This is a genomic window from Sulfitobacter mediterraneus (genome assembly GCF_016801775.1).
In the GTDB taxonomy this organism is placed as follows: domain Bacteria; phylum Pseudomonadota; class Alphaproteobacteria; order Rhodobacterales; family Rhodobacteraceae; genus Sulfitobacter; species Sulfitobacter mediterraneus_A.
This window is the reverse complement of the sequence record NZ_CP069004.1, coordinates 3,416,658-3,443,217: the sequence shown is the minus strand read 5'-3', so window position 1 is coordinate 3,443,217 and position 26,560 is coordinate 3,416,658. Positions and strand designations below refer to the sequence as shown.

Below are 26,560 nucleotides of genomic sequence, written 5' to 3'. Positions count from 1 at the left end.
GGATTAGGAGCGGTGACGCGCCAGCGCAAGATGGGTGTTTCGCATAACAAATGAGGCGTCAAAGACCCGTCTGTTGATGTGTTGCTCTGCGGGCAGGCAAGCGGCAAGGCGGGCGGCCTCTTGCGCGAGTTCGTCCACCTGCATCGCAATCGTGGAAACGCCTCCGCCCAGCCAGGCGTAGTAGGACGGATCGCCATATCCGACAAATCCTATACCCTGCACCACCTCTTGGTCCGCCTCCAACAAAACGCTGAGCGCCCCGTTCGAGATTTCGAAACCGCCACAGACAATCGCCGTCACGTCGCCTGCCGCCAGCATTCGGGCCGCATTTTTCTGGCCAGTGATAAAATCCGGAGCGCCCAGCGCGATCCGACTGGCGTCAAGGGCAAGACCTGCAGACGCCAGACCGGCCTCGAACGCCGCGCGCCGTACCCGGCCCGAGGACAAACGTCCGTCCGCCCCGATATAGCCGATGGCTTGATGGCCCAACTCCGCCAAATGCTGCACGGCGGCGCCAATGGCGCTGTGATCTTCAACAAGAATGGACGACACAGGCTGGCCCACATCCTGCTCCCGGATCAGCTGGATCACATTTACTCCACCTAGGTGGGCGGCCACATCTTGCCCCGCGCCCGGAGCTGGAACATGGATCACCGACATCGCCTGCACTTCGTGCAGCCGCTCAAAGGCGCGCAATTCGGTGTCGGGGTCATCATTGGTCAAGTGGATGATCAAATGCAACGAATGGTCTTCGCAAGACTGCGCCAGCGTATTGGCAAAGCGGGCGTAAAATTCATTGACGATATTGGGGAGCAACAGACCAACAATCTTGGTCCCGTCGCCGCGCATTGCCTTGGCTGCGGCATTCCTGACGTAGCCAACTTTGCGGGCATGGTCTTGCACCGCCTTTCGGGTGTCGGGACGCACATTCGGATGGTCCGAAAGCGCCCGTGACACCGTCATATGGGAAATCCCCAGATCCCTGGCGATGGATTTGATGGTGACGCGATTGCTCAAGAAAGAATCCTACTTGTTTGGCCGGACGTTAGCATTTCTTGTTTGGATGTGTTGACAATTATGTTTGCGTTACAGCATATGTTCACGTGAACACGATGCGGAGAGGCTAAGCCCTTGGCGAGCGGAATTGAGAAAAGATGCGCAGATCTACTGGTCGAGCTTGGCTTGATCAAAGAGGGGCAAAGCTGCACCGCGACGCCTTTGACCGGCGGTGTGGCCTCCGACATCGCCATGGTGGAGTTTGAGGGCCGCAAAGTCTGTGCCAAGTTCGCCTTGGCCAAGCTGAAAGTTGCCGAAGACTGGTTCGCGCCGGTCCATCGCAACCGCGCCGAATATGAGTGGCTGCGCGTGGCGTCGGCCATTGCGCCGGACGGCGCGGTAAAGCTGTTTGGGCGGTCTGACACGCTGAATGGTTTTACCATGGAGTTTTTGGAGGGGTCGGACGTTTATCTTTGGAAAGATGCGCTGTTGGCGGGGCATGCTCCGCAGGGCGAAGCCACAGTGGTTGGTGATCTGATCGGACGCATTCATGCCGCATCGACCCAAGCGGGTTTCGATGCCGCGCCATTCCACAATGCTGACGATTTTCGCGCCCTGCGCATCGAACCCTATTTGACGTTTACCGCAGGGCGGCACCCCGATTGCCGCGACAACCTCCATGCGCTTGCGGATATGCTCTATTCGGCTGATCGCGTGCTGGTGCATGGCGATGTGAGCCCTAAAAACATTCTGTTGCGCGGCGGTCGCCCCGTGGTGCTGGATGCCGAATGTGCGACCCTTGGCGATGCCAGTTTTGACCCCTCTTTCTGTCTCAATCATCTGGTGCTGAAATCCATCCATCTTCCGAGAATGGCCAAGGCCTATCTGCAAGAGGCCGTTGCATTCTGGAACAGTTACCGCGCCCATGTCACCTGGGAAGACGATGCCGCGCTGGAACAGCGAATTTGCCGGTTGCTTCCTGCGCTGATGCTGGGGCGGATCGATGGAAAATCGCCGGTTGAATACTTGAACACCGCCTCACAAAGCCTGACACGCGATCTGGCACGATCGTTGATTATGGCGCCGCCAGCAACTTTGGCCGAGGTATTCACCACCATCCACAAAACAATAAGGGACGCCCAATCGTGAGTGAAATTGCATCCATCAACGGCATGCGGGTCTGGGACTCGCGTGGCAATCCGACAATCGAGGTCGAGGTCACCCTTGCAGATGGATCAACAGGTCGGGCGATTGCCCCGGCCGGGGCATCACGGGGCACACGCGAGGCGGTCGATCTGCGCGATGGCGGCACAGCCCTGCGCGGCATGGGGGTGCAGAAGGCGCTTGCCGGGATCGAACGACACATCGCGCCCCGGCTCCGCGGGATGGATGGGTTGGACCAGGCTGCGGTTGACGCTACACTTATCAACGCCGATGCCTCTACACTGAAGAAAAATCTTGGCGGCAATGCCATGGTCGCCACTTCGTTGGCCATGCTGCACGCCGCTGCCGATCATGCAGGCAAACCGCTTTGGCGTCATGTCGCGGACAGTTATGACCGCACCCCCAAGTTGCCCTTGCCAGAAATCCAGATCTTTGGCGGCGGCGCACACGCCGGCGGGCGCGTCGACATTCAGGATTTCATGATCATGGTGCCTGGCGCGACCAGTTTTGACGAAGTGATGGAAATTACCAACGAGGTCTACTTTGCCGCCGGCGATATCATGGCCCAGCGCGGCAAGCTGGCAGGTGTGGCAGACGAAGGCGGCTGGTGGCCGCAGTTTGACAGCAACGAAGAGGCGCTGGAAACCTTGGTCGCAGCCATCGAGAAGGCCGGCGAAAAGCCGGGGGACCGTGTTGTGATCTCACTCGACATCGCCGCGTCCGAGTTTGGCACGGCGGGACAATACCGGCTGTCCCTCGAAGACCGCGAGTTGGACAGCAGCGGCATGATCGACATGCTGGGGCGTTGGCTGGACACATACCCCATTGCTTCGATCGAAGATCCGCTGGGCGAAGACGATCCAGAAGGCATGGCCGAGTTCACGCGCCGGTTTGGGGGGCGTGTTCAAATCATTGGCGATGATTATCTGGTCACAAACGCCGATCTGGTGCGCGAGGCGATCTCGCAGGGGGCGTGCAATGCGGCACTGATCAAGGTGAACCAGGCCGGAACCGTGAGCGAATCCATTGCGTGTTTTGATGCCGCTGTGAAAGAAAGCTGGGGCGCGATTGTGTCTGCGCGGTCGGGCGAGACAGAAGATGTCTCGATCAGCCATCTGTCCACAGGTTTGGGATGCGGCCAGCTTAAGGTCGGCTCGTTTACCCGCTCCGAACGGATGGTAAAATGGAATGAGTGCCTGCGGATCCAGCGCGATCTGGGCAAAGACAGCTTTGTTCAGGGGGCGCCGCTGGCGCAGACCTGGTGGGGCAAACAAAGGAACTAAGGAACAGATTATGAAATTTCTTCGATTGGGTGATGCTGGGCAGGAAGTGCCATGCGTGTTGGATCAAAACGGGGTTGCCCGCGATATCCGCAGTGTTGCAGCCGACATTGGGCCGGATACGATTGAGGGCTTGCAGGCAAATCTCGCCAATACCGATCTTGCAGCCTTGCCAGAGGTCACGGCAGACGGGGCGCGGATCGGCAGCCCGATGGCCCAGCCGCGCAATATCTATTGCATTGGTTTGAACTACTCCGATCACGCAGCCGAGGCAGGTTTGCCTATTCCGGATGAGCCGATCCTGTTTACCAAATCCTCCGGCACGTTCTGCGCGCCCAATGATCCGATCCTGCACAGCCCCAAGATGACCAAACTGGATTGGGAAGTCGAGCTGGGCATTGTGATTGGCAAGTCGGCGCTGAACATCACCAAGGCAGAGGCCAAGGACCACATTCTGGGCTATACGCTGGTCAACGATGTGTCCGAACGGGCGTGGCAGCAGGAACGCTCTGGCCAATGGTCCAAGGGTAAATCCTTCCCCAACTTCTGTCCGACCGGCCCGATGATTGTGACAGGTGACGAGGTTGGCGATGCGGCCGCCCTGCCGATGTGGCTGGATGTGAACGGCCAGCGGATGCAGACCGGCAACACTGACACCATGATCTTTGATTGTGAAACCATCGTCAGCTACCTCAGCGAGTTTCTGCGCCTTGAACCGGGTGATCTGATCTGCACCGGCACCCCTCCGGGTGTGGGCGCGGGCATGAAACCGCAGGTCTGGCTCAACCCCGGTGATGTGGTTCGGCTGGGCATTGATGGTTTGGGTGAACAATCCCAGACAGTTGTTGCACTGTAGGGCAGCCATCCGATGAAAAAGCTACGGTCACAGCAGTGGTTCGACAATCCAGACAACCCGTCTATGACCGCGCTTTATTTGGGTCATTACCTCAACTACGGGCTCACACTCGAAGAACTGCAATCAGGCAAGCCGATCATCGGCATCGCCCAGACCGGCAGCGATCTGAGCCCGTGCAACCGCCATCATATTGAGCTGGCCAAGCGGGTGCGCGACGGGATTACGGCTGCGGGTGGTATCTGCCTTGAGTTCCCCGTGCATCCGATTCAGGAAACCGGCAAGCGCCCGACGGCGGCGCTTGACCGGAACCTTGCCTATCTGGGACTGGTTGAAAGCCTTTATGGTTATCCGCTGGACGGTGTGGTGCTGACTATTGGTTGCGACAAGACCACTCCGGCGCTGCTGATGGCGGCAGCCACGGTTGATATCCCCGCTGTCGCGCTTTCGGTTGGGCCCATGTTGAACGGCTGGCACGAAGGAAAACGATCGGGCACAGGGCAATCTATTTGGCTGGCTCGCAAGATGCTGGCGGCGGGCGAGATCGATGATGCCGAGTTCATGACAATGGCCACCGCATCCACCCCTTCCGTGGGGTTTTGCAACACCATGGGCACGGCCACTACGATGAACAGTCTGGCAGAGGCATTGGGCATGCAATTGCCCGGCGCGGCGGCCATTCCCGCGCCCTACCGCGAACGCGGGCAGATGGCCTATCACACCGGCCAGCGGATTGTGGACATGGTGCATGAAGACATCAAACCCTCTGACGTGATGACCCGCGCGGCCTTTGAAAATGCCATTGTGGTTAATTCCGCCCTTGGAGGCAGCACCAATGCCCCGATCCACCTGAATGCCGTCGCCGCCCAACTGGGTGTACCTCTCAGCAATGATGACTGGCACAGGTTGGGCCATCACATTCCGCTGCTGTGTAACGTGCAGCCTGCCGGTGACTATCTGGGAGAAGATTTCTATCGTGCCGGCGGAGTGCCCGCGGTTGTCAAAGAACTGCTGATCGCCGGGGTGTTGCCGCATCCGGACGCCATGACGATCACGGGCAAGTCAATTGCCGAGATCTATGCCGATGCAAAGGTGTCAGAGCGGGACGTGATCCGCACCGTGGCTGATCCGCTGAAAGAGGCAGCGGGTTTTCTGCATTTGTCGGGCAATCTGTTTGACAGTGCGATCATGAAAACATCCGTGATCTCGCCCGACTTTCGCAAGAGATACCTGTCTGACCCCGAAGACCCCGACGCCTTTGAGGGCCGCGCCATCGTGTTTGATGGGCCAGAGGATTATCACGACCGGATTGATGACCCCGCATTGCAGATCGACGCAGATTGCATTCTGGTGATCCGCGGCGCGGGGCCCATCGGATATCCCGGTGGGGCCGAGGTGGTGAACATGCAGCCGCCTGCCGCCCTGATCCGCGCCGGAATTTCAGAGCTGCCAACCCTTGGCGATGGCCGTCAATCGGGCACATCCGGAAGTCCGTCCATTCTCAATGCCAGCCCCGAAGCGGCGGCAGGTGGCGGATTGGCTCTGCTGCAGACAGGTGATCGCATCCGGGTCGATCTGGCGCTCCGGAAGGTGAATGTGCTGATCCCCGATGCCGAGTTGGCGCGGCGCAAGGAGGATTTGGCAAAAGCGGGCGGCTATCAATACCCCGCCCATCAAACCCCTTGGCAAGAGATCCAGCGCGGCATGGTCGATCAGCTCGATCGCGGCATGGTGTTGAAACCAGCGGTCAAGTACCGCGCCATTGCCCAGAAAAGACAGGTGCCCCGTGACAACCATTGATACCAGCATCGCATCACCCGGTCTTAGCTACGCGATTTACCCAAGCCTGTCAGGCAAACGCGCCTTTGTGACGGGCGGCGCCACCGGTATCGGCGCGGCGATGGTACGGGCCTATGCAGATCAAGGTGTGCATGTCGGCTTTATCGACATCGCTGAAACCGAGGGGCGTCAGCTTTGCCGATCAATTACCGATGCGGGGGGCGCGGCGTGGTTTCGCAAGGTGGACGTCACAGATATTGCCGCGATGCAGGCCGCGATTGCGGATTTTGCGAAGGCCGAAGGCCCGATTGATGTTCTGGTCAACAACGTGGCCAATGATAGCCGTCATGAGATGCAGGATGTGACCCCTGACGTCTGGAACCAATCGTTTGACGTGAACCTGCGCCCTGCGTTTTTCGCCATTCAAGCGGTGGCCGAACAGATGATCGCCCGCAAGCAGGGCAGCATCATCAACTTCGGCTCGATCTCCTGGAAGGCCAAAGTGGACAGCATGCCAGCCTACACCACGGCCAAAGCCGCCGTGCATGGGTTGACCAGATCCTTTGTCAAACCATTGGGCGCGGCCGGGGTGCGGATCAACACGTTATTGCCTGGATGGGTGATGACCGAGCGCCAGATAACACTGCATCTGGATGCAGAGGGCGAACAGTTCTTGCGGGCCAATCAACCGCTTGCGGGTCGGATAACCCCTGAAGACACCGCAGCGATGGCGCTTTTCCTATCAGCGGATGACAGCGCCTTGTGCACCGGTCAGGAATTTACCGTCGATGGTGGTTGGACGTGACCGAGGCGCGTGGTGGCACAGTAATTTCCGGCCTCTCCGATCCGTCGGTTGAGCTGTTTGACCAACGGATTTGCAGGCTGGGCGAAGGCGTGTTCTGGCATCCACTGCGCCAGCAGTTGTTCTGGTTCGACATTCTCGGGCGCAAGATGCACAGCAAGCGGAACGGCAAACCGATCACTTGGATGTTCGACGAACATGTTTCCGCCGCCGGATGGATCGACCATGATACGCTCCTGATCGCCAGCGAAAGCCGTTTATTCACCTTTGATCCGGATTCCGGTGCGCGGCGCGATGTCGTGCCGCTCGAAGCCGACAATCCGGTCACGCGGTCCAATGACGGGCGAGCGGACCCCTATGGTGGGTTCTGGATTGGCACAATGGGCAAAAAAGCCGAAAATGGCGCAGGCGCGATCTACCGGTATCACGATGGCACTCTGCGCCAGATCTTCGCGGATCTGACGATCCCGAATGCCATTTGCTTTTCGCCCGATGGCGCCTGGGCCTATTACACAGATACGCTGACACAGATCATCCATAAACAGGCATTGGACGATCACGGCTGGCCGCAAGGGCCGGTGCAGGTGTTTGCGGATCTGCGGGAAGACGGGTTGTTTCCGGATGGCGCAGTCGTCGATGCCGATGGCCATCTGTGGAACGCGCAATGGGGCGCATCAAGGGTTGCCCGCTATACCCCTGACGGCAGATTTCAAACTGCGGTTGTCTTTCCTGCGTCGCAAATCAGCTGCCCGGCTTTTGGCGGCTCAGGTTTGGACCGCTTGTTCGCGACTTCTGCGGCAGACGGGTTGCCTCAAGACGCATCGGCTCACGGCAAAACCTATGACGTCCAGACGGCTGTCAGGGGCCAAGAGGAACATCAGGTCCATCTTTGACAGGCGCCTTCATCGCCGCGTTGAGAACACAAACGACGTCCGCTGCCGATAGACCTCACCGGGCCGCAGTATCGGCGATGGCGCCTTTGGGTTGTTGATGGCATTGGGCCAGTTCTGCGGCTCAAGCGCGATACCGGCATAGCTGTTCCAGTTGCGCGTCCCTTCCCTCACCAGATCGGTCAGTTCGCCATCATAGACCTGCAATCCCGGTTCGGTGCTGTGTATGGCCATGCGAACCCCGCTGTCCGGCGCGGAAAGCTGCGCCAAAAGGGCCTGTCCCTGCTGATGCTCAAAACAAAAGTTGTGATCAATCCCGCCGTCCCGCAATGCCGCGCGCAATGGTTTGGCCACCCGAAAGTCGAGAGCCGTTCCCGCCAATGGCACCGGATCGTTTTCTGGAATCAGCGTATCGTCCGGGCGTTGATATGACCCCGCCGGGATATGCAACAGATGGTCTGTGACATCTTCGGTCAGGCCCAGGTTAAAATACCCATGATGGGCAAAGTTGCACAGGGTCGGTTTGTCCGCCTGCGCGGTGATCTCCAGGCTCAATGCGGGTCCGGCGGTGATGCTAAAGGTCAGCCTGACGTCCATCGCCCCCGGAAAGCCCATATGCCCATCCGCCAAATCCATCCCGAGCGTCACCCGATCAGGATGGTGATCCAAAACTTGCCAGTTCAGCCGCGAGGTGCCGCACGCGCCGCCGTGCAGCGTGTGTCGATTTAGAAAGTTCTGGTCTGTCTGATGGTCAGTTCCATCGATCGAAAAACGCCCTTCTGCGATCCGGTTGGCGCAGCGACCGACCGTCGCGCCCAGATAGATGGCTTGGTTCAGATAGCCCTCAAGATCATCCAGCCCTAGGACCAAGGATTTTGGATGACCAGCGATGTAGAGGCTCTGCAAGGTTGCGCCATAGCTTAGGACATTGGCGCGCAACCCCTGCCCCGCAATCGGGATTTGCCAGACAGTCTGGCCATCCGGCAGAACCCCTAATGAGCGTGGACGAGAATCTTCTGTCATTGGGTCAGTAGGTCGCACGGCCGCCGGACATGTCGAACACGGCAGCTGTGGAATAGGAACACGCCTCTGAGGACAGGAACATCACCATTTCGGCCACCTCATCCACAGTGCCCATACGGCCCATCGGTATCTTCGAAAGCATGTAGGAAATCTGTTCTTCAGTCACATCATCCAGCATCTCGGTCTTGATCACCGCTGGGGTGATCGCATTCACCCGGATGCCGGTTTGCGCCAGCTCCTTGCCCAAGGATTTGGTCAGGCTGATCACACCCGCCTTGGATGCCGAATAGGCCGAGGCGTTGGGATTGCCCTCTTTGCCCGCGACAGAGGCCACATTGATGATGCGGCCATAGTCCTGCTTTTTCATGAACGGCACCACTGCGCGGGCGCAATGAAACACCCCGTTCAGGTTCACCTGCATCACGCGGGCCCAGTCTTCGGGCGGAAAGACCTCGACCATGGCGTTTGGTCCTGCGATTCCTGCGGAGTTCACAAGGATATCCAGCCCGCCCATCTGATCATTTGCCTCTTGTGCGGCAGCGGCCACATCGGAATAGTCGCTGACATCTACAACCCGGTGCATGACAGGCCCAAGCGGGGCAAGTTCCTGCGCCTTCTGGGTCAGGACATCGGCGTTGGCATCCCAAAGACAGACCTTTGCGCCCCGCTCCAGCATGGCGCGGGCTGCTGCCGCCCCCATGCCACGTGCGCCACCCGTGATGATCGCCTTGCGCCCTGAAAAAATTTGCGCGTTCATAATATTATCCTTGTTATTCATTGTGGAACGGGTTGCGTTCACATCAACATTTTGATGATTGCGTCATGGCTCTCGCGGTCATCCGGCCCATTCAAATTGACCGTGCCGCGCCGCGTGCCAGAGCGCATGACGATGGCGCGCTCGGCCACTTCCATGACGTGTTCGATATTGTGCATGATGACGATCACCGACAGATTGTGCGACTTGAGCGTCCGTATCAGATCCAGCACTTTTCCGGTCTCGCGCACCCCAAGGGCCGCTGTCGGTTCATCCATGATCACCACTTTTCGGCCCCACATCACCGATTTGGCGATGGCCACACATTGCCGCTGACCACCTGAAAAGGCGCTGACCTCCTGGTCGATGCGGGGGATATTGATTGCCATTTGGCTGACCGCTTCGCGGGCCTCGTTGCGCATCGCTTTGCGGTCCACAAATCCCAGCATCTTGCGCCAGCCGCCGCCGACCTTTTCCTTGCCCGCAAAAACATTGGCGGCCACGTCCAAATTGTCAAAAAGCGCGAGATCCTGATAAATCGTTTCAATCCCGTGATCACGGGCTTCGTGCGGCGTGCCAAAGGATACCGGCTGCCCACCGATACGGATTTGCCCCGCGTCAGGTTGGTAGTAGCCCGACAAGGTCTTGATCAGCGTCGATTTGCCCGCACCGTTGTCGCCCAGCAGTGCAAGAACCTCGTTCTCATAGAGCTCGAAATCCACACCGCGCAACACTTCAACAGGGCCAAACCGTTTTTCGATACCGGTCATTTCGACCACTTTGTTTGGTGCGGTCATGACCGTTTCCCCCGGTTGATAATGGCGTCCGACAGAACAGCGAGGATCAGAACACAGCCCGATGCGACCCCCTGCCAATAGACAGACACAGCATTCAAAACGAGGATGTTATTGACCAGCGCCAGGAACAAAACACCAAGTGCCGCGCCCAGAACCGTGCCGCGTCCGCCATAGATCGAACAGCCGCCAACGATCACTGCGGTGATCACGCGCAGTTCCATCCCCGTCGCGGTGTTTGGAAATGCGGAGCCAAGCCGCGCCACAACAACAACACCCCCCAAGGCCGCAAGAACCGAACAGATTACATAGCCCATCAGCTTGAGACGCTTGACGTTGATCCCTGCGCGCAGGGCTGCCATTTCGGACCCGCCTAGAAAGGAGAATTTGCGGAACCAGACATTCTGCCACATCGCCATGTGAAAAAGCACAACCAGCACCACAACCAGTACCACCAGATTGGGCAGCCCAAAGACAACGTCGCCGTTGGCCAGAGCCTTGAAACTGCCGGGGATCGAAGACATCGCGTATCCACCGGACAGGATGTACACCGCGCTGCGGAAAATCGTCATGGTGCCAAGTGTCGTGATCAGCGGATTGAGCCCGACATAGGCGATCAGATATCCGTTCACCAAGCCCACAACGACACCGGCACAAAGACCCGCGGCGATGGCCACAGGAATGGACAGGCCGGCATTAAAGGCCAGCGCAATGACAACCGCGCTTAGCGCGACGACAGAGCCAACCGAAAGATCGATCCCACCGCTCAGCAGAACAATCGTCAGGCCGATGGCGACGATCATCTCGATTGACATACCAATCACCACATTCTTGATGTTGGCGGCCGTCAGGAAATAGGGCGACAGCATTGTCGCGGCGATGGCGGTGATCAGGATCATCACGCCGACGATAATCTCGCGGCTCAACAGCAGGCGTTTGACGTCAAACCCTCCTGCATCGCCTAGCCGATCAGTGTTTGTCTGGGGCAAGGTCATGGGACCTCTTCATGAGAAAGGACAGTAATGTCCGGCCAGCAATCTGCCAGCCGGACGCGAGGCTGCTTATGAACAGCTCCCGACGAGGAATGAATCGGCGTTCTCTTTGGTGATGAAGAACATGCCGGGATCAATTTTTGGTGGCAGAACAGAGACACCCACATCCGCACCGGGCGTGCCGTCGAGGTTGTTGTTGACATATTCATAGGCCAGCTTCAGCGCGAGAAACCCTTCGAGATAGGTGTTGACCGCCGAGGTTGTCTGAATCGCGCCATCCTTGATGCCGCAGACGATGGGATCAAAGACATCCGACGCCACAACCATCACTTCGCCTTTGCGGCCCAGTTCGGTCAGCGCTGTTGCCACGCCGGTGCCGGTTGCGTTGATCACTACCAGACCGTCGATATCGGGATTGCCAAGCAACATTGTCTTGGTACGTTCGGCGGTGATCTGATCATCGCCTTGGTTGTCTTCGATCGCGACAACCTCATATGCGGGTGCATTGGCAGACAGGTAGTCTTTCAGGCCTTGGATACGCACTTGCAGGTTGGTTTGGTTGATGGCTGTCAGCAGGCCGATCTGGCCCTCTTCTTTGCCTTGCCCTTGCAGCAACTCAACGATCTTTTTGCCGTACTGAAAGCCGACATTGTAGTGATCTGGCCCAACAAAGGTGATGCGCGGGCTGTCCGGTGCGTCGCTGTCGAACGTGGCCACGGGCACACCCATTTCCGTCACGCGCTTGATGGTTTCGGACATGGACGGGTCAAATGCGCCGGTGAGGAAGGCGGACGGTTGGGTCAGCGCGATCTGCTCCATCTGGTTTTGCGTTGCGATGTTGTCAAACTCCACGGGGCCGGTGAATTCGAACTGCACGCCCAGTTGATCAGCCGCATCTTGTGCACCCTGCCGGATCGGCACCCAGAACGGATGGCCCGAGATCGGAACAACCATAACATATTTCTGATCCGACACATCCGCCGCATAGGCGCCTGTCACAGCCGCCGCCGATAGCGCAATAGCCGCGAGGGTTGATTTGATAATTGACTTCATTTGGGTCCTCCCTGAACACCGTACGCCGTCCCGATTGTCGGACCGGCAGAAGCGCGAAAAATGGATCAAATCCACCTCATCGCAAATTGGTACATTGAATGGACCATATAACCAAAACAAGATCTGTCAACCGCCCCTCCCGTTTTCAACTTTTTGGCAGCTCCAACGCGCTGGTGGCCAAGTTATTGTAGATCCGGTCCATGTGGCGATGCATCATCCGGCGGGCCAGATCGGGATCGCCCGCCGTGATCGCAGCCAGAATTTTCCGGTGGTCTCGAACCGCATAGTCCCGCATTTCGGCGGTCGAAAAGTGATCTTCAAGGCGCTGGTAATACTTGCCGCGCTGCATGTTCCACAGATCGCGCACCATATCGCCCAGCACAGTATTCTGACTTGCACGGGCAATTTCGCGGTGGGACTGGCGGTCCGACGGGTGGCGCAGACCATAGCGCCGCTCGCCTTCTTCCAGCGCCTTTGCAGCGGCTTTGATCCGCTCAATATCCGCTTCAGTTCCCAGCTTGGCCGCTAGAAACGCGGTTTCTCCTTCGACTGCACGGCGGGCTTGAATAATATCCAGCGGCCGTCTGCCACTGACATCCAGTGACGGCAAGCGGTTGGCATTGGACAGCGCATTCTCCGCGACAAAGATCCCGCTGGAGGTGCGAATTTCCAGAACACCGCTGAGTTCAAGCACAACAAGAGCCTGCCGCAGCGATCCGCGACTGACCTTCAACTGATCCGCAAAGTCGCGCTCGGACGGCAACCGGTCTCCAGGGGAAAATCGCCCGCCAGGCTGAGTTCGATCAACAATTCCGCGATCTGGTCATGTAGTTTGTTCTGTTTCAGAGCCCGAACCGGCATGCGTCCTCTTTCGAGCGGCGAGGCAAATACCGAGCCGCAACTGTCACATGGCATTTGGTTCATCCTATAAACCGATTGGCAAACACACATTCACCGCACATGGCGGGATGTGCCTTGGCCAAACTTAGAATTTGGCGACCAGCTGGCGCAGTGATCCGACGTTCATGCGCTTATAGGCATTCTTCCGATGGGTGATGATGGTGGTTTCTGCCAGCCCCAATATCTCAGCCGTCTGCGCAGCAGTACGTCCCTTGATGGCCATGGCGGCAACTTCCCGTTCGCGGTGCGTGAGGCCTGGATAGCTGAGCGCGAGACGTGCTTGAATGTCCTGCTCCATCCAGACGGAGCCTTTCAGGGAAAAAGCCACGTGCCGCTCCACCGCAGCCAAGAGGAACGGCAATACTGCCGCCGCCCTTTTGTGGCTGGGAGGGTCAAAAACACCACTCTCTTCGGCGCTGTAAAGACTGACACAAAGGCCATAGGTGGATGCGCGCCGCACTAGGGAAATTCGCCCCGCGATGCCGGGCAGATCATAGCAATCCCGACGGTAAGTGAAGGATTTGATGTCAGCCGCGTTCTGGCTTGTCAGGAAATCCCCCTCTCCCTTGCGACCGGACAGCAGAACGGTGTTTGGGTCTTCATCCATGTGGCGGGTGTAGCCCTGCGCCGCCCGTTCGGCCCGTTGTTTGCCTTTGCGGCCGTCGGTGCCAACCAAAAGCGGCAGATCACGATCTCCCTGGCAGAAGACCGACACAAAATCGGCACCGCAAACCTCATGCGCAAGCTCAAGCAGTGCCGGCACACACCGGGTTGATCCGATGCATTCCACCAGCGCAGCACATTGGGTCGCTGTCAGGCTGAGTTCTGTGTCCTCTGGTGGATTTGACCGCTTCAAATCAATTTCCTTTGGCGAAATGGAGCGCATTCTGGCCCTAGGTTGTGCCCTAAAGTAGTCGCGGCGCCGCTCCTCATCAATGAGGAATGCCTTGGTTCATTTCACAGGCTACGACTTTGCTAAACCCGGCTGCTGCCACTGCTGTGCCGAAACGAACTGCCAAAGGAGATCCCTCATGTTTGCCCGCGAAAACATCACATTCGATCCGATTGCCCTGCCCGACCGCGCAGATATGACAGACGCCGAAATACTGGCACAGGCGCAATCTTTTCACGGTAAAATGCTCAAGCGGCACACGGTGCGCGATTTTAGCGACCGCCCCGTTGACCGAGCCGTGATCGAGGAATGCATCCGAACCGCCGGAACCGCGCCATCGGGTGCCAATCACCAGCCATGGCATTTTGTGGCCATCTCCGATCCTATGTTCAAAAAACGCATCCGCGATGCCTCGGAAGAAGAAGAACGCAGATTCTATGAGGGCGGCGCAGGCGATGAATGGCTCAAGGCGCTTGAGCCGATCGGGACCAATGACAACAAACCCCATCTTGAGGATGCGCCCTGGTTGATTGTGATTTTTGCCCAGCGATGGGGCCATTTTGACGACGGTACGCGCTACAAAAATTACTACGTTCCTGAAAGCGTTGGCATCGCCACAGGATTTTTGCTTGCGGCGCTGCACCATGCCGGGCTGACATCCTTGACACATACCCCCAACCCGATGAAGTTTCTCAACGATATGCTTGGCCGGCCACAATCGGAAAAGCCGGTGATGATCCTTGCGGTTGGCCATCCCGCGGCTGATGCCACGATCCCGCGTGTCGCCAAGATCAAGAAACCGCTAAGCGAGATCCTAACCGTTTCAGAATGATCGCCTGAAAGATCGCGCCCGGCTATTTTACCAAACAGATGAGAAAGCTTTGCCATGACCTATGTCGTGACCGATAATTGTATCGCCTGCAAATACACCGACTGCGTTGAGGTTTGCCCCGTTGATTGCTTCTACGAGGGGGAAAACATGCTGGTGATCCATCCCGACGAATGCATTGATTGCGGTGTTTGCGAGCCTGAATGCCCGGCGGACGCGATCCGAACAGATGCCGAGCCTGGCAGCGACCAATGGGTCGCACATGCGCGGCTATACGCAGAGATCTGGCCGGTCATTACGGCCCGCAAGCCGCCCCTTAAAACCGCCGCGCAGCGCGATGGCGAGACAGGCAAATTCGAACTATTCTTTGGTCAGGCGCAAGCTTAGGGGCAGATACCCTGCAGTCCTTATCAAAGTTCACCCGCCTTTCAGTGCGCCTTGCAGAAATGATCGGGCCGGATCGCGAGAATCAGCCCGAGATCGGGTTGACAATTCTCCCATCACCCACAAGGAAGGCGGCACTGAATGGTCCGTCCGAAACGCCCGTAAAAAGGGCGGCTTCACCCGGTTTGTCCAGTAAAGTTGTCGTTCAAAACAAGGTCAATTTCTGCGTTCCAGCGATGACTTAAATCAAATAAAATTCGGAGTACTATTATGCCTCGTATCGGTATGAAATTGCCTGATGTGACATTCCGCACCCGCGTGCGCGACGACAGCATCGATGGGCCAAACCCTTTCACCTGGAAAGACATGACAACGCAGGATTACTTCGGTGGCCGCCGTGCCATCCTGTTCTCACTGCCCGGTGCATTTACACCGACATGTTCTACCTATCAGCTGCCTGGCTTTGAAACCCTGGCGGGTGAATTTGCCGAACAAGGCGTGCAAGATATCTACTGCCTCTCGGTGAACGATTCCTTTGTGATGAACAAATGGGCTGCAGATCAGGGCATCAAGACCGTCAAGGTGATCCCCGATGGATCCGCAGAATTTACGCGTAAAATCGGGATGTTGGTTCAGAAGGACAACCTTGGGTTCGGCCTGCGCAGCTGGCGCTATGCGGCTGTTGTAGATGACGGCAAAATCGTCGCCTGGTTCGAAGAGCCGGGCATCGAGGACAATTGCGCGGATGATCCTTACGGCGAAAGCAGCCCTGAGAACATCCTCAAGCACATCAAAGCCAACAACCCATTTGCGGTTGCCTCCTGATCCGGCGCTATTGAGCTGAATGGCCTGAGCCACGTTATCCAGCCCCGCGGTTTCGCGGGGCTGTTCTTGTTTGGGCATCCTCACTTTCGGACAATCCTGAGATGGTCTTCTGGCCATTAAGCCAATGTTAGCGACCTAGGCTTACACCCCGCTCTGCAACCCGTGATCCGAATGCAGGAGCAAAATATGAACAAGCCGCTTATCACAGCATGCCTGATGTGTACCGCCACCGCCGTGGCAGCCGCCGATCTTCAGGAAATGGGCGATATGTCCAAAGAAATGGTGGCCCGCGCCGTCACCCATTATCAGAAAGTCGGACGTGAGCAGGCCGAAAAGGATTTCAACCACAAATCCGAAGACTGGTACGCCGAAAAGTATTTTCTACATATGTTTGCCATGAACGTAGATGGCACCGTCTGGGCCGATAACGTTTGGCCAGAATTTGTCGGGACAGATTTTACCGCCGCGGCAGACTTTGACGGGTTCGAGTTTGGCCATGACATCATTGCGAACACACCGCAAAGCGGCGAAGTCTATCAGGTGCAGCTGAAATTCATGAACCCGGAAAGCGGCGATCTCACGCCATCTGTCGGCTCCTGTGTGCGGGCTGATGCGCAAAATATCTTGTGCAGTTGGGCCAACGGCTGATCTCTGCCACGAATGAAAGGCGCAAGCCGTGTTCCCGACCTCTATCAAGCAGAAAATCATCTTTGTCGCCCTGCTGTCCTTTATCGGGGCGACGGTGGTGTCCATGTTTTCCTATCGCGGCTTGAATGATGCCACCGGCGCCATGCAATATTTGACTGATATTGCAGCGCCGCAGGAGAAAGCAAACAACGAGGCAAGCGCGGCGCTCGCGACATTGATCCAGAAGCTTTACCAGTACCTTCTCTGGCTTGAAATGAACGGCCCAGCCGAAGATGCCGCGAAAATGCGCGGTCAGATTGATCAGATGATCGTCGAGTTGGACCGTTTTGCTGAGGCGGGTCTTGTCCCCGTAGAAAGCTATACCGAGTTCAAGAAGAAACTGAACGGCCTTTTGGGCATGGCAGAACGAAACCCCAGGATCGCATTTGGCGGGTTGCGCGGAGCGCTTTCTGTCTATGGTGAGATATTTGGCGTCATTTCAGAGAACCTGACAAATTCGAAAACCGAGACCGAGAATGCCATCAAGCGGGCGCAAAGCTCGATCAGCAGATCCCTTTTTGTGATCCTCACCGTCGGCATTTCCACAATTGCGTTAAGCCTGCTCATTTCCATTGCGGTCAGCATCCGCCTGTCACGTGGCATTCATAAGATGGTCAATGCAATGACCGCGATTGCCGCCGATCAGGATGATGTCGAAATTCCCAATATCGGGCAAAAAGATGAATTGGGACAGATGGCGGGTGCCCTGGTCGTGTTCCGTGACGGCCAACAGGCCAAACGGGATTTGGCCATCGCACAGGCCCAACATCAAGACGCCGAAAAAGCCAAAGAGGCCGCCGCCCGAGAAGCGGAAGCGGCGCGTCTGCAAGCCTTGCAAGAACAGGCCGATCTGGAACGGCAACAAGCAGAAGACGCTTTGGAACGATCGCGCAAAACAGAAGCAATGCAAGCCGAACTCGCGAGGGTGATCGCATTGGCACAGGCGGGGGATTTCACCGGCAGAATGCAAAACGCCGCGTCAGAGGATGACGACGATGCCATCCGCGCCTCGGTAAATCAGCTTGTCGAGACGGTCGAGGTTGGTGTCAAAGAAACGTCCCGTGTTCTTGAGGCTTTGGCAAAATGCGATCTCACCCTCAAGATGGAAGGTGAGTTCCAAGGCGCATTTTCAAAACTCAAAATGAATGTGAACAAGGGGACCTCATCGCTTGGCGCTGCTCTTGGTCACATTTCGCAGAACGCGCAGATCGTTACCAACAGCTCTTCTGAGTTGTCCAATGCGGCCAAAGACCTGTCCCAGCGCACCGAAGGCGCTGCGAGCCGTCTCAGCACAGCCAATGACATGATGCGCGAAATCAACTCTGCTTCATTGTCCGCATCCGATCATGCCAACAAAGCCACCGAATTTGCTGTCAGCGCCCAGAGCGCTGCCGAACAAAGCGGACAGGTTGTCGATAAAACAGTCACAGCGATGGCGCAGATCGCGGAATATTCAAACAAGATCAGCGTCGCAACCGATGTAATCAATGAGATCGCCTTTCAGACCAATCTGCTCGCGTTGAACGCAGGCGTTGAGGCGGCCCGTGCGGGGGAAAGTGGCAAAGGGTTCTCAGTTGTCGCAACCGAAGTGCGCTCCCTTGCTCAAAGGTCGGCGGAATCGGCCCATGAAATCGGCCAACTGATCGCCAACAGCCAACGCGGCGTAGAACAGGGCAGCAAATTGATCACTGAACTTGGCAGTGCAATGGACGAGGTGGTCGCCCGCATTTCCAAAGCCGCCGAAGCGGTGCAAGCCATTGCTGTCTCCACTGGAGATCAGGCGCATCAGATCAAGCAGATGGAAGGGACTGTTGTTGAATTGGAACAATTGACCCAGACCAACGCCGCGATGAGCGAGGAATCTTCAGCTGCGACCGCAGTTTTGCTGGAATCTGCCCAGCAGATGAAAGCACTCATTGAGAATTTCAAGTTCGAAGGCGGGGTCAATTCTTCTCAGACCGATGCCATTGTGTCTTCTGAAGCCGCAGCGGATGATCTCTGGACGGCCTCAGAGAATGCCATGCGCGCCAGCTGATTGATTTGGGTTTCCACTTGGTGGCCAGGTGGATTTCCAGATCAATCCGAGCCAACGCAGATCTGGTGCAATGCTCCAAATCAATCTTTGAAATCGCTGCTGGCCGATAAACCCATCACAGACCTGACGCCAAAATTGCGTCAAAAACGGCGTTTTCCGCGAAAACATCACCGTGGAACATACCTGTTGCATTCTTTGATCAAAGATGCACAATCAAAGATAGGAACAGAGTCGAAGGGAGGAGACCTCAAATGACCCCGCATAAGATCAGCATGTTAGGCACAGGCCTGATATGTAATTTCTACACACAGGTGCTGCACGGGCAGCGAAATCCTGATCGTGTCATGAATGTTTATTCACGCACCGAGGAACGCGGTCAGGCGTTCTGTGAGCAATGGGGCATTCCGCGCCATGCCACATCCATGGAAGAAACGATCAACGATCCAGAAACGGATGTTGTCGTCGTTGGCCTGCCCAACTCAATGCATGAAGAGGCGATTCGCCTCTGCGCCGAAGCGGGCAAAGCGGTCTTGTGTACCAAACCACTGGCCCGGAATGCCGAAGAAGCCAAGCGGATGCTTGAGCTCGTCGAAAAGGCTGGTATCTTTGCTGGCTATCTCGAAGACCTTTGCTACACCCCCAAGACGCTCAAGGCGTTGGAGGCCGTTAAAAAGGGTGCGTTGGGTGACATCACCTGGGTCCGTTCCCGCGAGGCACACCCTGGCCCGCATTCCGCCTGGTTCTGGGATAAGAACCGCGCTGGCGGCGGCTGTACCATCGATATGGGCTGTCATTGCGTTGAAATCATTCGTAACTTTGTCGGTAAGGGCAACCGCCCCGTCGAAGTGATGGCATGGGCCGACACGCTGTATCACCCGATCCCGATCGAAGACAATTCCATCGGCCTTATCCGCTTTGAAAGTGGTGCTGTGGGGCAGATGGAATGTTCCTGGACATTCCGTGGCGGTATGGATCTGCGCGATGAGGTCAGCGGCACCCAAGGCATGGTGCGGTTGGATCACTTCCTGCGCACTGGCTTTGAGATGTACAGCTCAGGCGGCGCTGATGGATATGTTGCCGAAAAGGCAGAAACCGACAGCGGCTGGTTGTTCCCAGTAGGCGACGAAGCCGTGGCACTTGGATATGTCGACATGTTCACCGATCAGTTCGCCGCATTGGAAGAAGGCCGTGAGCCGCAGGAAACCTTCTATGACGGCTATGTCGTCGCCGCGGTTCTGGATGCGTTCTACAAGTCCCTGGAAACCCGTGCCTGGGCACCGGTTGAGCTGGATTGGAGATATGGCACAACGCCGCATCTGTCGCCCAACAAACAACAGCACGATGGCAAAGACATCCTCAAGACAGAACTGTTGCCAGATGGCCGCAAACGCCTGATCGTCCGCAACCCGGACACAGGTGAGACAGAAGACATCTTGATGGACGCCTGATGCGATCATCATAGAAACACAAAGCCCGGCTCTGAAAGGAGCCGGGCCTTTTTCATTAAGGGCTTCTGAACAAGCAGAGGCAGAGCAACGCGTCGCTCAGATGATCGGCATTTGCGCAGGAATATCAAACGGCGACAGCACCTCGTGCCCCGTTTCCGTGATCAAGAACATCTGCTCCAACCGCACGCCGCCTATATCTTCGCGATACACACCTGGTTCAACCATCAGCACCATACCGGGCTGGATCAAGGCCTGTTCCCCCGGAACAAGGCGCGGCCACTCATGAACTGAGGTGCCGATGCCATGCCCCATATGTACAGGATTGAAATACCCCGCGTCCTTGATGCGCTGGCGTATCGGCGCGTCAAATTCATGTGCCGTAATTCCCGGCCGCAGCGTATCGCGCACCATTTGGTAGCACTCATAAGCCAGGTCGTAAGCCTGCATCAGCGCGGGCGACGCCTCACCCAAGCAAGCAGTACGGCAGCTGTCGCCCCAGTAGCCCCGCGCACGTGGCGCCAGATCCGAGATGATTGGATCTCCGTGCGCCAGAGTACGGCCCGTCGCTGGGCCGCCGATTGCTGCGGTGCGCGCCACGCCACTGACGAAATCCCCCGCCACGGGCAGCCTTGTACCCTCGGCCTCTTCCATTGCAAACCGAATGTCGCGCCATGCAAACAGTTCGCTTTTCCCTTCCGTCACAGCGGCGGCAACGGCATCTTGCCCTGCGGCCGTCAGCTCTGCGCAATGGCGCAGCGCGGCAATCTCTTGGGGGGTTTTGATAGATCGGGCACGGCCCAATTCCACATCAAACCACCGGATGCGCGCGCGCCCGCCAATGGCAGCCATAACGGAAGCCGGACAGTTTGCCGCCTCGACCGCGATTGCGCCCTTAACGTTCGTCCGGTCCAGCATTTGACCCAGCCCTTCGGCATATTTTTGCGTCAGATGGCGCAGATCGGCAAAGCCAAGGCTTTCATAGGTGAACACATGATCTGCATCCGAAGATCGCGCCGCGGCGGCCTCTAACTCATTGCACAAAACACTGATCTCACCTTCAGGACTGATCAGTGCTGCCGTCGGACCACCGTCAAAAGGCGACGGTCCGGTTTCAACACCGGCCACGTGCCGGGCGGCATAGGCCACGCTGTCTGGCGCAGTCAGCAACGCCCATTGCGATCGTTCCGCGCCTGCAGCGGCGATCACCTTTTGTGTGCGTTCATCCATCAATCCGCCTCCGTTTTTTGTAGAAACGATGCCACAGCATCGCGGCCCGAATGGGCGGTGAACTCCATGTGGTAGTCGCGGCTTTCTCCGGCGCCCAACATTGGCAACCGGCCTTGCTCACGCAGCGCCTCACGGGGCGTGGTGTCTACACTTGATGGCTCAAGCCCCACAACATAGGTGCCTTCCCCAAACATCCGCCAAAGCAAGAGATAAGGTAGGGTGTCCGAACGGAACCGTTCGTGAAACAGCAAGTCTTCTTGCGCATTCACCACCGATGCTTCGGCCCAGCCATCGATGGATTTCGGGTAGATCTCCATCACCTCTTCGGAAAATCCAGCTTCGGGAGGCCCAAAAACCTGCCAGCCTTCCGGGTCAAACGTCCCGCGCGGCTCGGCTTTTTCATAGTCAACGATAACCCGCGCGCCCTCTTCGATCAGGGGAAAGCCAAGGTTTACATGATAAAGTGAAAGTTGCGGATTGGCAGTATGGGCGTGATTGGTCACACGGTCGTGCAAAGACATGGTGTTGCTGCCAACCGCCACCTCGATGCGGCGCGTCAGGCTGAGGTTTTCGCCAAAAAGGCAGGCTTGTCGCACCTCGCCTTCGGCCCATAGAATTGGCTGATCGCCGTCCCACCGCGTACCATAACCCGTCAGCTTTGCTGGAATATTGGTCAGCCGCCCATGTAGCGGATAAGTCTCCGTTGGTTTGGCCGGATAGTTCAGATGGCTGGCGTCATCCTCGGTAGGGAACATCGTGTGATCAAGCCCGCCTGTCGCCATCAAACCGCCGCCGAAGGACCGCAGCCAGCTTTCCAGCCACCGGGCTTCCCCATACCATGGCGCCTGCACACCAAGCGGCGCAGTAAAATTCAGCGGGCGCCCGTCGATCCGCGCCGCGCCCAGATCAAAGGCCCGGTCCACGATCACCTCAAACTCAAGCCCGCCGCCAGAACGGAACTCAAGCATCCGCACCCCGCGCCCGGCGCCATCAGACAATTCGACCAACCGCACTCCCGCGACCTGATCCAAACTGCCGACACGGCGCATCAGGTCTTTGCGGTTTAGCGTGTTGCCGAAAATCTGCATCAGATCATCGCTCCGCCGCCATCAACAATCAGAGTCTGGCCGGTGACAAATCCTGATCCTTCATCTGCAAAATAGGCCACCGCACGGGAGATGTCCCCAGGTGTTCCGCGCACTTTCATAGATTGGAAATCAAGGATTTTCTTGTTGAATTCATCTTGATCGGGATGATGTTCTTCGGCTTTGGTCGGGATAGCGCCGGGTGCAACCGCGTTGACGGTCACGCCTTCTTTGCCGATTTCTCGGGCCAATGTTCGGGTCAGACCGATGATACCGCCCTTGGAACTGACATAGCTCATCAACCCCTCCCAACCGATAAAGAGTGTGTTCGAAACAATGTTCACAACCCGGCCAGTGCCGCTTTTCTTAAGGTAGGGAAAACATGCCTTTGCGGTCAGGAAACAGCCACGCTGATTGACCGAAATGATATGGTCAAATTCTTCAGCGCTGATCTCAAGCCAGGGGCGCAGCTTGTAAGTCGCGGCGTTATTGACCAACACATCTATCCCGCCAAAGGCCTGCGCGACAGTCTCGGCCATGGCTTCGATCTGGGCCGGAATGGCAAGGTCACATTCCACTGCAATTGCATCATGTCCCGCATCTGTCAGCTCTTTGGCCAACGCATGGAGGCGCTCCGAGGAACGCCCGACGCAAGCCACCGCATGGCCGCTTTGGCAAAAGTGATGAGCCATGTCTGCGCCAAGGCCTCCGGCGGCCCCTGTGATGATGACGACACGTTTGCTCATGTACGGTCCTTTCCAAATTCGTATGTGCGTGTGGGAAGATCAGATGTTGGGCGCGGTGCGCCATAGGCGAGGTAACCACCGTCAACCGGCAGAACCTGACCGGTGATATAACGGCCTTCGCGGCTCGATAGAAAAAGCGCGGCATTGGCGATATCTTCGCAAGCGGCCAGTTCGCGCATCGGTATACGGTCGATCAATTGGGGCAGGTCCAGGAGGCCTTCGTCGATGGCCGATTGCACCATCGGGGTCAAAACGTAGCCCGGCTCTATCGCGTTGACACGCACGCCACGTGAGGCCCATTCCACCGCCATGGCACGGGTCATTCCGACGATCCCGGTCTTGGTCGCGCAATAGGGCGTGCGCCCCGGCATGCCGCGTTCGGCATTCACGCTGGCGAGGTTGACGATCGATCCGTAGCCTGCCGCAAACATGCCCGGCACCACGGCTTGGATGCAGTCAAACACGCCTGTTAAATTGACCGCGATACTTTCGTCCCAAAGAGCGCGGTCCAGGTCCTCTGTGGCGCCAATGCGTTGGATGCCTGCGTTGTTCACGAGAATCGTTGGCGCACCAAGATCTGCGGTGATTGCCGCGACTGTTTCAAACACTGCGCCGCGATCTGAGGTGTTCAGCTGCCATGATCCGGCCTCGGCTCCGATAGCATGCGCAACCTCGTCGGCCCCGTCCTTGACGATATCCGTCACGGCCACTTTTGCCCCATGTGCCGCCATCACTTCGGCGCAGGCACGGCCAATGCCTTGCGCAGCGCCAGTGATCAAGGCGACCTGTCCATCAAGCCTCATGCCGGCACCCCCTCTAGTTCAGTGATCTGCGCATCCAACTCATCGGCAGCGGCCTGCCAGATCTCTTCGGTGGTGCGCACATAGTGAACGCGGGCAAATTGATCGAAGGTTTTGATACCTTTGCCGGGTATCGTTTTGCAGATCAACGCAACCGGTCCAACGGCGGTTTCTGCGTCGCGAAAGGCGGTGCGGAGCGCGGTGAGATCATGGCCGTCCACGTCGATTGCTTTGATGCCAAACGCCTCAAATTTGGGCGCAAGCGGACCGATGTCCAAGACCTCAGCAGTGGCGCCATCGGCCTGTTCGCCATTGTCATTGATCACAAAAACCAAATTAGACAGGCCGCGGGCTGCCGCAAACATAAAGCCTTCCCAAGCGGCGCCTTCTTGCAGCTCACCATCAGAGACTTCGCAAATGACCCGCGCGTTGCTGCCTTGCATCCGAAGACCCAGCGCCAAACCAGCGGCCTGACTTGGCCCCTGCCCCAATGACCCGCCCGTCATCTCAAACCCCTTGAGATCATCCAATGGGCTTTCTTCAATTTCGGTCCCGTCAAAGCCGTAGGTCATCAGCTCTTCTTGTTCATATTCACCAACGGACCAAAGCGCGGCATAAAGCGCGATGGCGGCATGGCCTGTCGACAACAGAAAACGATCTTGTGGGCGCTTGATGTCGTGAAACACCACCGTCATGATATCGGCCAGCTCAAGCCCTTGTCCGGCATAGCCCTGTTTGGGTTGACGGCACATTTCGATCACCATCCGGCGGATCCGCGCGGCAGTCAGCGCAAGCTCTGCGGTTGAGGGCGCATTGGGTTTCATGATGCCTCCAGTTGTTTTTGCGCAAACGCGGCAGCTAGGTCTGTGCAGCCAAGGCCAAGCTTGCTACGAGAAAATTCGGGTGTCCCGTATTCGCCCCAACGGTCGTTGATCCCTTTGATCTGGACGGGCACACCAATACCGCGTGTCGCCAGGGCTGCACTGACGCTGGCACCAAGGCCACCATGTACCAGATGATTTTCCACCGTGATCACCCGTGCATTACGGGCGCAAAACGCAGCCACTTGCGCATCGGGAAAGGGTTTCAGCGTCGGCACATGCAAATGCGACACCCCGCCCTGATCGGCCAGCGTTTCAATCGCTTCCACGGCCCAGCGGGTCGCGGCGCCAGTGGTCACAACCGCCAGATCGCCGCTGCCCTCGCGCAATTCCCGTGCTGGCCCGATTTCAAATCCGGTGCCAGTGTCGAATAGCTGTTCGGCGCGGCCACGGCTGCAACGGATATAAATCACGCCCTCGTGTTCAGCGGCGGCAACAACTGCGGCCCGTAACTCGGTGGCATCGGCAGGGTCAATCACTGTCAAACCCGGCAAGGAGCGGATCAACGCCAGATCGTCGATAGCCTGATGCGTACCGCGGAAACGGCTGTCCAAACCGGGCAAAAATCCAGCGATGATCGCGTGGCACGGTTGGGTCGCAAGGCTCATCGCGATCTGGTCATAGGCGCGACGTGTTGCAAAAACGCCAAAGGTCACCGCGACAGGCAAAAGACCGGATTTGGCCAAACCAGCGGTCACACCCATGAGGTTTTGCTCGGCCATGCCGACCTGTACAAACCGATCGGGGTGCGCCTTGGCAAAAGGCAGAACGTCGGTCCATTTGGACAAATCCGCTGTCACCACAACCAGATCATCGCTGGTTTGCGCCAGATCTTCCAATGCGGCGGCAAAGGGGGCCTCGACCACGGCCTTGCCCAGGTTCTTGTCTTCTGGATCAAGCATTGTCGCCCGCCTTTTTGCCTTTGGGCGGGCCTGCCCAATAGGTGGACCGCATCGTGTGTTTGACGCCCGGAACATTGACCGCAAAGATGTCGAAACTTTCAGTTTTGTCTGCTGGTGTGCGATAAGTGTGCGGTGTGCCTGCGGGGATCCAGAAAATATCGTGCTTTTTGGCCTCGTATTCGACACCGTCAATAATCACGATACCTTCGCCGTTAATGATGAGATAAATCTCATCACCATAGCCGTGGGTATGTGGCGGAAATTCCCCGCCCGGCTCGCCGCGCAGCATGACAAAGTCCATCATCCGTTCTGGCCACAACATCAAGTTGATCGGCAGATTGCAGGGGTTTTGCGGGAAATCCGCAGAGACCCGCGGATCGTACAGATTGCCTTTCAGCGGCTCATCCTTGCGCATCTCTTCCAGGCGGTCCCAGAAATCATAGGCCTGCTGTGCGCCCGGCCCGGTCAAATTGTCAAACCCGTTACCATCGTAAAACCCGCGGTCTTTTCCGTCTTTGTCGTTGCTCATGAGTGATGTC

Annotated in this window: 27 protein-coding genes; 12 read left to right on the top strand and 15 right to left on the bottom strand. The window is 57.4% G+C overall.

Translation table 11 applies throughout. The features are described 5' to 3' along the window. Positions 1-3 precede the first annotated feature (3 nt). The gene (locus tag JNX03_RS17005; RefSeq protein ID WP_203210179.1) at positions 4-1,017 is read right to left on the bottom strand and encodes a LacI family DNA-binding transcriptional regulator; all 1,014 of its coding nucleotides are present in this window, start codon (positions 1,015-1,017) and stop codon (positions 4-6) included. A gap of 114 nt (positions 1,018-1,131) precedes the next feature. Here JNX03_RS17005 and JNX03_RS17000 point away from each other — a divergent pair, with 114 nt between their 5' ends. The 6 genes from JNX03_RS17000 to JNX03_RS16975 are packed head-to-tail and all read left to right on the top strand — an operon-like array spanning position 1,132 to position 7,767. Continuing rightward, the gene (locus tag JNX03_RS17000) at positions 1,132-2,145 is read left to right on the top strand and encodes a phosphotransferase family protein (protein WP_203210178.1); all 1,014 of its coding nucleotides are present in this window, start codon (positions 1,132-1,134) and stop codon (positions 2,143-2,145) included. Further along, positions 2,142-3,443, top strand: a complete 1,302-nt coding sequence (eno, locus tag JNX03_RS16995; protein WP_203210177.1) for a phosphopyruvate hydratase — start codon at positions 2,142-2,144, stop codon at positions 3,441-3,443. Before JNX03_RS17000 ends, eno begins: the two co-directional genes overlap by 4 nt. Before the next feature lie 10 nt (positions 3,444-3,453). Continuing rightward, positions 3,454-4,296 (top strand): fumarylacetoacetate hydrolase family protein, encoded by an 843-nt coding sequence (locus JNX03_RS16990; RefSeq protein WP_203210176.1) that lies wholly within the window; start codon positions 3,454-3,456, stop codon positions 4,294-4,296. 12 nt (positions 4,297-4,308) lie between these two features. Next, positions 4,309-6,093 carry an IlvD/Edd family dehydratase gene (locus JNX03_RS16985; RefSeq protein WP_203210175.1) on the top strand — a complete coding sequence of 595 codons (1,785 nt, stop codon included), beginning with the start codon at positions 4,309-4,311 and terminating at the stop codon, positions 6,091-6,093. Then, positions 6,080-6,877, top strand: a complete 798-nt coding sequence (locus tag JNX03_RS16980; protein WP_231024317.1) for an SDR family NAD(P)-dependent oxidoreductase — start codon at positions 6,080-6,082, stop codon at positions 6,875-6,877. Before JNX03_RS16985 ends, JNX03_RS16980 begins: the two co-directional genes overlap by 14 nt. Continuing rightward, positions 6,874-7,767, top strand: coding sequence for an SMP-30/gluconolactonase/LRE family protein (locus JNX03_RS16975; RefSeq protein ID WP_231024315.1), 894 nt, complete (start codon positions 6,874-6,876; stop codon positions 7,765-7,767). Before JNX03_RS16980 ends, JNX03_RS16975 begins: the two co-directional genes overlap by 4 nt. A gap of 9 nt (positions 7,768-7,776) precedes the next feature. Here the strand turns inward: JNX03_RS16975 and JNX03_RS16970 are convergent, their stop codons facing one another. The 7 genes from JNX03_RS16970 to JNX03_RS16940 all read right to left on the bottom strand — a co-directional run bounded on the left by JNX03_RS16970 (position 7,777) and on the right by JNX03_RS16940 (position 14,136). After that, entirely contained in the window at positions 7,777-8,787 is a 1,011-nt protein-coding gene (locus tag JNX03_RS16970; RefSeq protein ID WP_203210174.1) for an aldose epimerase family protein, read from the bottom strand. 4 nt (positions 8,788-8,791) lie between these two features. Continuing rightward, positions 8,792-9,544: an SDR family NAD(P)-dependent oxidoreductase gene (locus tag JNX03_RS16965; protein ID WP_203210173.1), complete on the bottom strand. Its 753-nt coding sequence runs from the start codon at positions 9,542-9,544 to the stop codon at positions 8,792-8,794. A 38-nt stretch (positions 9,545-9,582) separates the two neighbouring features. Next, on the bottom strand, positions 9,583-10,338 hold the full coding sequence (locus tag JNX03_RS16960; protein WP_203210172.1) for an ATP-binding cassette domain-containing protein: 756 nt from the start codon (positions 10,336-10,338) through the stop codon (positions 9,583-9,585). Continuing rightward, positions 10,335-11,330: an ABC transporter permease gene (locus tag JNX03_RS16955; protein ID WP_203210171.1), complete on the bottom strand. Its 996-nt coding sequence runs from the start codon at positions 11,328-11,330 to the stop codon at positions 10,335-10,337. Before JNX03_RS16955 ends, JNX03_RS16960 begins: the two co-directional genes overlap by 4 nt. A 66-nt stretch (positions 11,331-11,396) precedes the next feature. Further along, positions 11,397-12,380 carry a substrate-binding domain-containing protein gene (locus JNX03_RS16950; RefSeq protein ID WP_037905972.1) on the bottom strand — a complete coding sequence of 328 codons (984 nt, stop codon included), beginning with the start codon at positions 12,378-12,380 and terminating at the stop codon, positions 11,397-11,399. Between the two features lie 145 nt (positions 12,381-12,525). Further along, a complete protein-coding gene (locus JNX03_RS16945; RefSeq protein WP_280526501.1) occupies positions 12,526-13,191 on the bottom strand; it encodes a FadR/GntR family transcriptional regulator in 666 nt (221 codons plus the stop codon). A gap of 174 nt (positions 13,192-13,365) precedes the next feature. Further along, positions 13,366-14,136, bottom strand: a complete 771-nt coding sequence (locus JNX03_RS16940) for a helix-turn-helix transcriptional regulator (protein ID WP_203210169.1) — start codon at positions 14,134-14,136, stop codon at positions 13,366-13,368. A 175-nt stretch (positions 14,137-14,311) separates the two neighbouring features. On the opposite strand from JNX03_RS16940, the gene JNX03_RS16935 reads away from it, so the two are divergent. From JNX03_RS16935 to JNX03_RS16910, 6 genes are all read left to right on the top strand, one after another. Beyond that, a complete protein-coding gene (locus tag JNX03_RS16935) occupies positions 14,312-15,004 on the top strand; it encodes a nitroreductase family protein (RefSeq protein WP_203210168.1) in 693 nt (230 codons plus the stop codon). 54 nt (positions 15,005-15,058) lie between these two features. Further along, entirely contained in the window at positions 15,059-15,388 is a 330-nt protein-coding gene (gene fdxA / locus JNX03_RS16930) for a ferredoxin FdxA (protein WP_203210167.1), read from the top strand. A gap of 267 nt (positions 15,389-15,655) precedes the next feature. Then, positions 15,656-16,210, top strand: a complete 555-nt coding sequence (locus tag JNX03_RS16925; protein WP_203210166.1) for a peroxiredoxin — start codon at positions 15,656-15,658, stop codon at positions 16,208-16,210. 186 nt (positions 16,211-16,396) lie between these two features. After that, complete coding sequence (locus JNX03_RS16920) at positions 16,397-16,858, top strand: hypothetical protein (protein ID WP_203210165.1); 462 nt, start codon at positions 16,397-16,399, stop codon at positions 16,856-16,858. A gap of 28 nt (positions 16,859-16,886) precedes the next feature. Further along, positions 16,887-18,932 carry a methyl-accepting chemotaxis protein gene (locus JNX03_RS16915; protein ID WP_203210164.1) on the top strand — a complete coding sequence of 682 codons (2,046 nt, stop codon included), beginning with the start codon at positions 16,887-16,889 and terminating at the stop codon, positions 18,930-18,932. Between the two features lie 251 nt (positions 18,933-19,183). Further along, positions 19,184-20,380 carry a Gfo/Idh/MocA family protein gene (locus JNX03_RS16910; RefSeq protein ID WP_203210163.1) on the top strand — a complete coding sequence of 399 codons (1,197 nt, stop codon included), beginning with the start codon at positions 19,184-19,186 and terminating at the stop codon, positions 20,378-20,380. A gap of 96 nt (positions 20,381-20,476) precedes the next feature. Here JNX03_RS16910 and JNX03_RS16905 read toward each other — a convergent pair whose 3' ends face one another. Genes JNX03_RS16905 through JNX03_RS16875 form a run of 7 tightly spaced genes read right to left on the bottom strand, consistent with a single transcriptional unit; the run spans position 20,477 to position 26,550 of the window. After that, positions 20,477-21,607: a M24 family metallopeptidase gene (locus tag JNX03_RS16905; RefSeq protein ID WP_203210162.1), complete on the bottom strand. Its 1,131-nt coding sequence runs from the start codon at positions 21,605-21,607 to the stop codon at positions 20,477-20,479. Then, on the bottom strand, positions 21,607-22,695 hold the full coding sequence (locus JNX03_RS16900; RefSeq protein ID WP_203210161.1) for an aldose 1-epimerase family protein: 1,089 nt from the start codon (positions 22,693-22,695) through the stop codon (positions 21,607-21,609). Before JNX03_RS16900 ends, JNX03_RS16905 begins: the two co-directional genes overlap by 1 nt. Beyond that, complete coding sequence (locus JNX03_RS16895) at positions 22,695-23,438, bottom strand: SDR family NAD(P)-dependent oxidoreductase (protein WP_203210160.1); 744 nt, start codon at positions 23,436-23,438, stop codon at positions 22,695-22,697. The genes JNX03_RS16900 and JNX03_RS16895 overlap by 1 nt, the downstream gene beginning before the upstream one ends. After that, the gene (locus JNX03_RS16890) at positions 23,435-24,241 is read right to left on the bottom strand and encodes an SDR family NAD(P)-dependent oxidoreductase (protein WP_203210159.1); all 807 of its coding nucleotides are present in this window, start codon (positions 24,239-24,241) and stop codon (positions 23,435-23,437) included. The genes JNX03_RS16895 and JNX03_RS16890 overlap by 4 nt, the downstream gene beginning before the upstream one ends. Next, on the bottom strand, positions 24,238-25,062 hold the full coding sequence (locus tag JNX03_RS16885) for a transketolase (RefSeq protein WP_203210158.1): 825 nt from the start codon (positions 25,060-25,062) through the stop codon (positions 24,238-24,240). The genes JNX03_RS16890 and JNX03_RS16885 overlap by 4 nt, the downstream gene beginning before the upstream one ends. Next, complete coding sequence (locus JNX03_RS16880; protein WP_203210157.1) at positions 25,059-26,021, bottom strand: transketolase family protein; 963 nt, start codon at positions 26,019-26,021, stop codon at positions 25,059-25,061. Before JNX03_RS16880 ends, JNX03_RS16885 begins: the two co-directional genes overlap by 4 nt. Then, positions 26,014-26,550, bottom strand: a complete 537-nt coding sequence (locus JNX03_RS16875; RefSeq protein ID WP_203210156.1) for a cupin domain-containing protein — start codon at positions 26,548-26,550, stop codon at positions 26,014-26,016. Before JNX03_RS16875 ends, JNX03_RS16880 begins: the two co-directional genes overlap by 8 nt. Positions 26,551-26,560 lie beyond the last annotated feature (10 nt).

What these genes read in the sequence shown, in the direction of transcription:
- JNX03_RS16990 (WP_203210176.1), top strand. Translation starts at nt 3,454, where the DNA reads ATGAAATTTCTTCGATTGGGTGATGCTGGGCAGGAAGTGCCATGCGTG.
- JNX03_RS16985 (WP_203210175.1), top strand. Translation starts at nt 4,309, where the DNA reads ATGAAAAAGCTACGGTCACAGCAGTGGTTCGACAATCCAGACAACCCG.
- JNX03_RS16970 (WP_203210174.1), bottom strand. Translation starts at nt 8,787, where the DNA reads ATGACAGAAGATTCTCGTCCACGCTCATTAGGGGTTCTGCCGGATGGC.
- JNX03_RS16965 (WP_203210173.1), bottom strand. Translation starts at nt 9,544, where the DNA reads ATGAACGCGCAAATTTTTTCAGGGCGCAAGGCGATCATCACGGGTGGC.
- JNX03_RS16960 (WP_203210172.1), bottom strand. Translation starts at nt 10,338, where the DNA reads ATGACCGCACCAAACAAAGTGGTCGAAATGACCGGTATCGAAAAACGG.
- JNX03_RS16955 (WP_203210171.1), bottom strand. Translation starts at nt 11,330, where the DNA reads ATGACCTTGCCCCAGACAAACACTGATCGGCTAGGCGATGCAGGAGGG.
- JNX03_RS16950 (WP_037905972.1), bottom strand. Translation starts at nt 12,380, where the DNA reads ATGAAGTCAATTATCAAATCAACCCTCGCGGCTATTGCGCTATCGGCG.
- JNX03_RS16935 (WP_203210168.1), top strand. Translation starts at nt 14,312, where the DNA reads ATGTTTGCCCGCGAAAACATCACATTCGATCCGATTGCCCTGCCCGAC.
- fdxA (WP_203210167.1), top strand. Translation starts at nt 15,059, where the DNA reads ATGACCTATGTCGTGACCGATAATTGTATCGCCTGCAAATACACCGAC.
- JNX03_RS16925 (WP_203210166.1), top strand. Translation starts at nt 15,656, where the DNA reads ATGCCTCGTATCGGTATGAAATTGCCTGATGTGACATTCCGCACCCGC.
- JNX03_RS16920 (WP_203210165.1), top strand. Translation starts at nt 16,397, where the DNA reads ATGAACAAGCCGCTTATCACAGCATGCCTGATGTGTACCGCCACCGCC.
- JNX03_RS16910 (WP_203210163.1), top strand. Translation starts at nt 19,184, where the DNA reads ATGACCCCGCATAAGATCAGCATGTTAGGCACAGGCCTGATATGTAAT.
- JNX03_RS16905 (WP_203210162.1), bottom strand. Translation starts at nt 21,607, where the DNA reads ATGGATGAACGCACACAAAAGGTGATCGCCGCTGCAGGCGCGGAACGA.
- JNX03_RS16900 (WP_203210161.1), bottom strand. Translation starts at nt 22,695, where the DNA reads ATGCAGATTTTCGGCAACACGCTAAACCGCAAAGACCTGATGCGCCGT.
- JNX03_RS16895 (WP_203210160.1), bottom strand. Translation starts at nt 23,438, where the DNA reads ATGAGCAAACGTGTCGTCATCATCACAGGGGCCGCCGGAGGCCTTGGC.
- JNX03_RS16890 (WP_203210159.1), bottom strand. Translation starts at nt 24,241, where the DNA reads ATGAGGCTTGATGGACAGGTCGCCTTGATCACTGGCGCTGCGCAAGGC.
- JNX03_RS16885 (WP_203210158.1), bottom strand. Translation starts at nt 25,062, where the DNA reads ATGAAACCCAATGCGCCCTCAACCGCAGAGCTTGCGCTGACTGCCGCG.
- JNX03_RS16880 (WP_203210157.1), bottom strand. Translation starts at nt 26,021, where the DNA reads ATGCTTGATCCAGAAGACAAGAACCTGGGCAAGGCCGTGGTCGAGGCC.
- JNX03_RS16875 (WP_203210156.1), bottom strand. Translation starts at nt 26,550, where the DNA reads ATGAGCAACGACAAAGACGGAAAAGACCGCGGGTTTTACGATGGTAAC.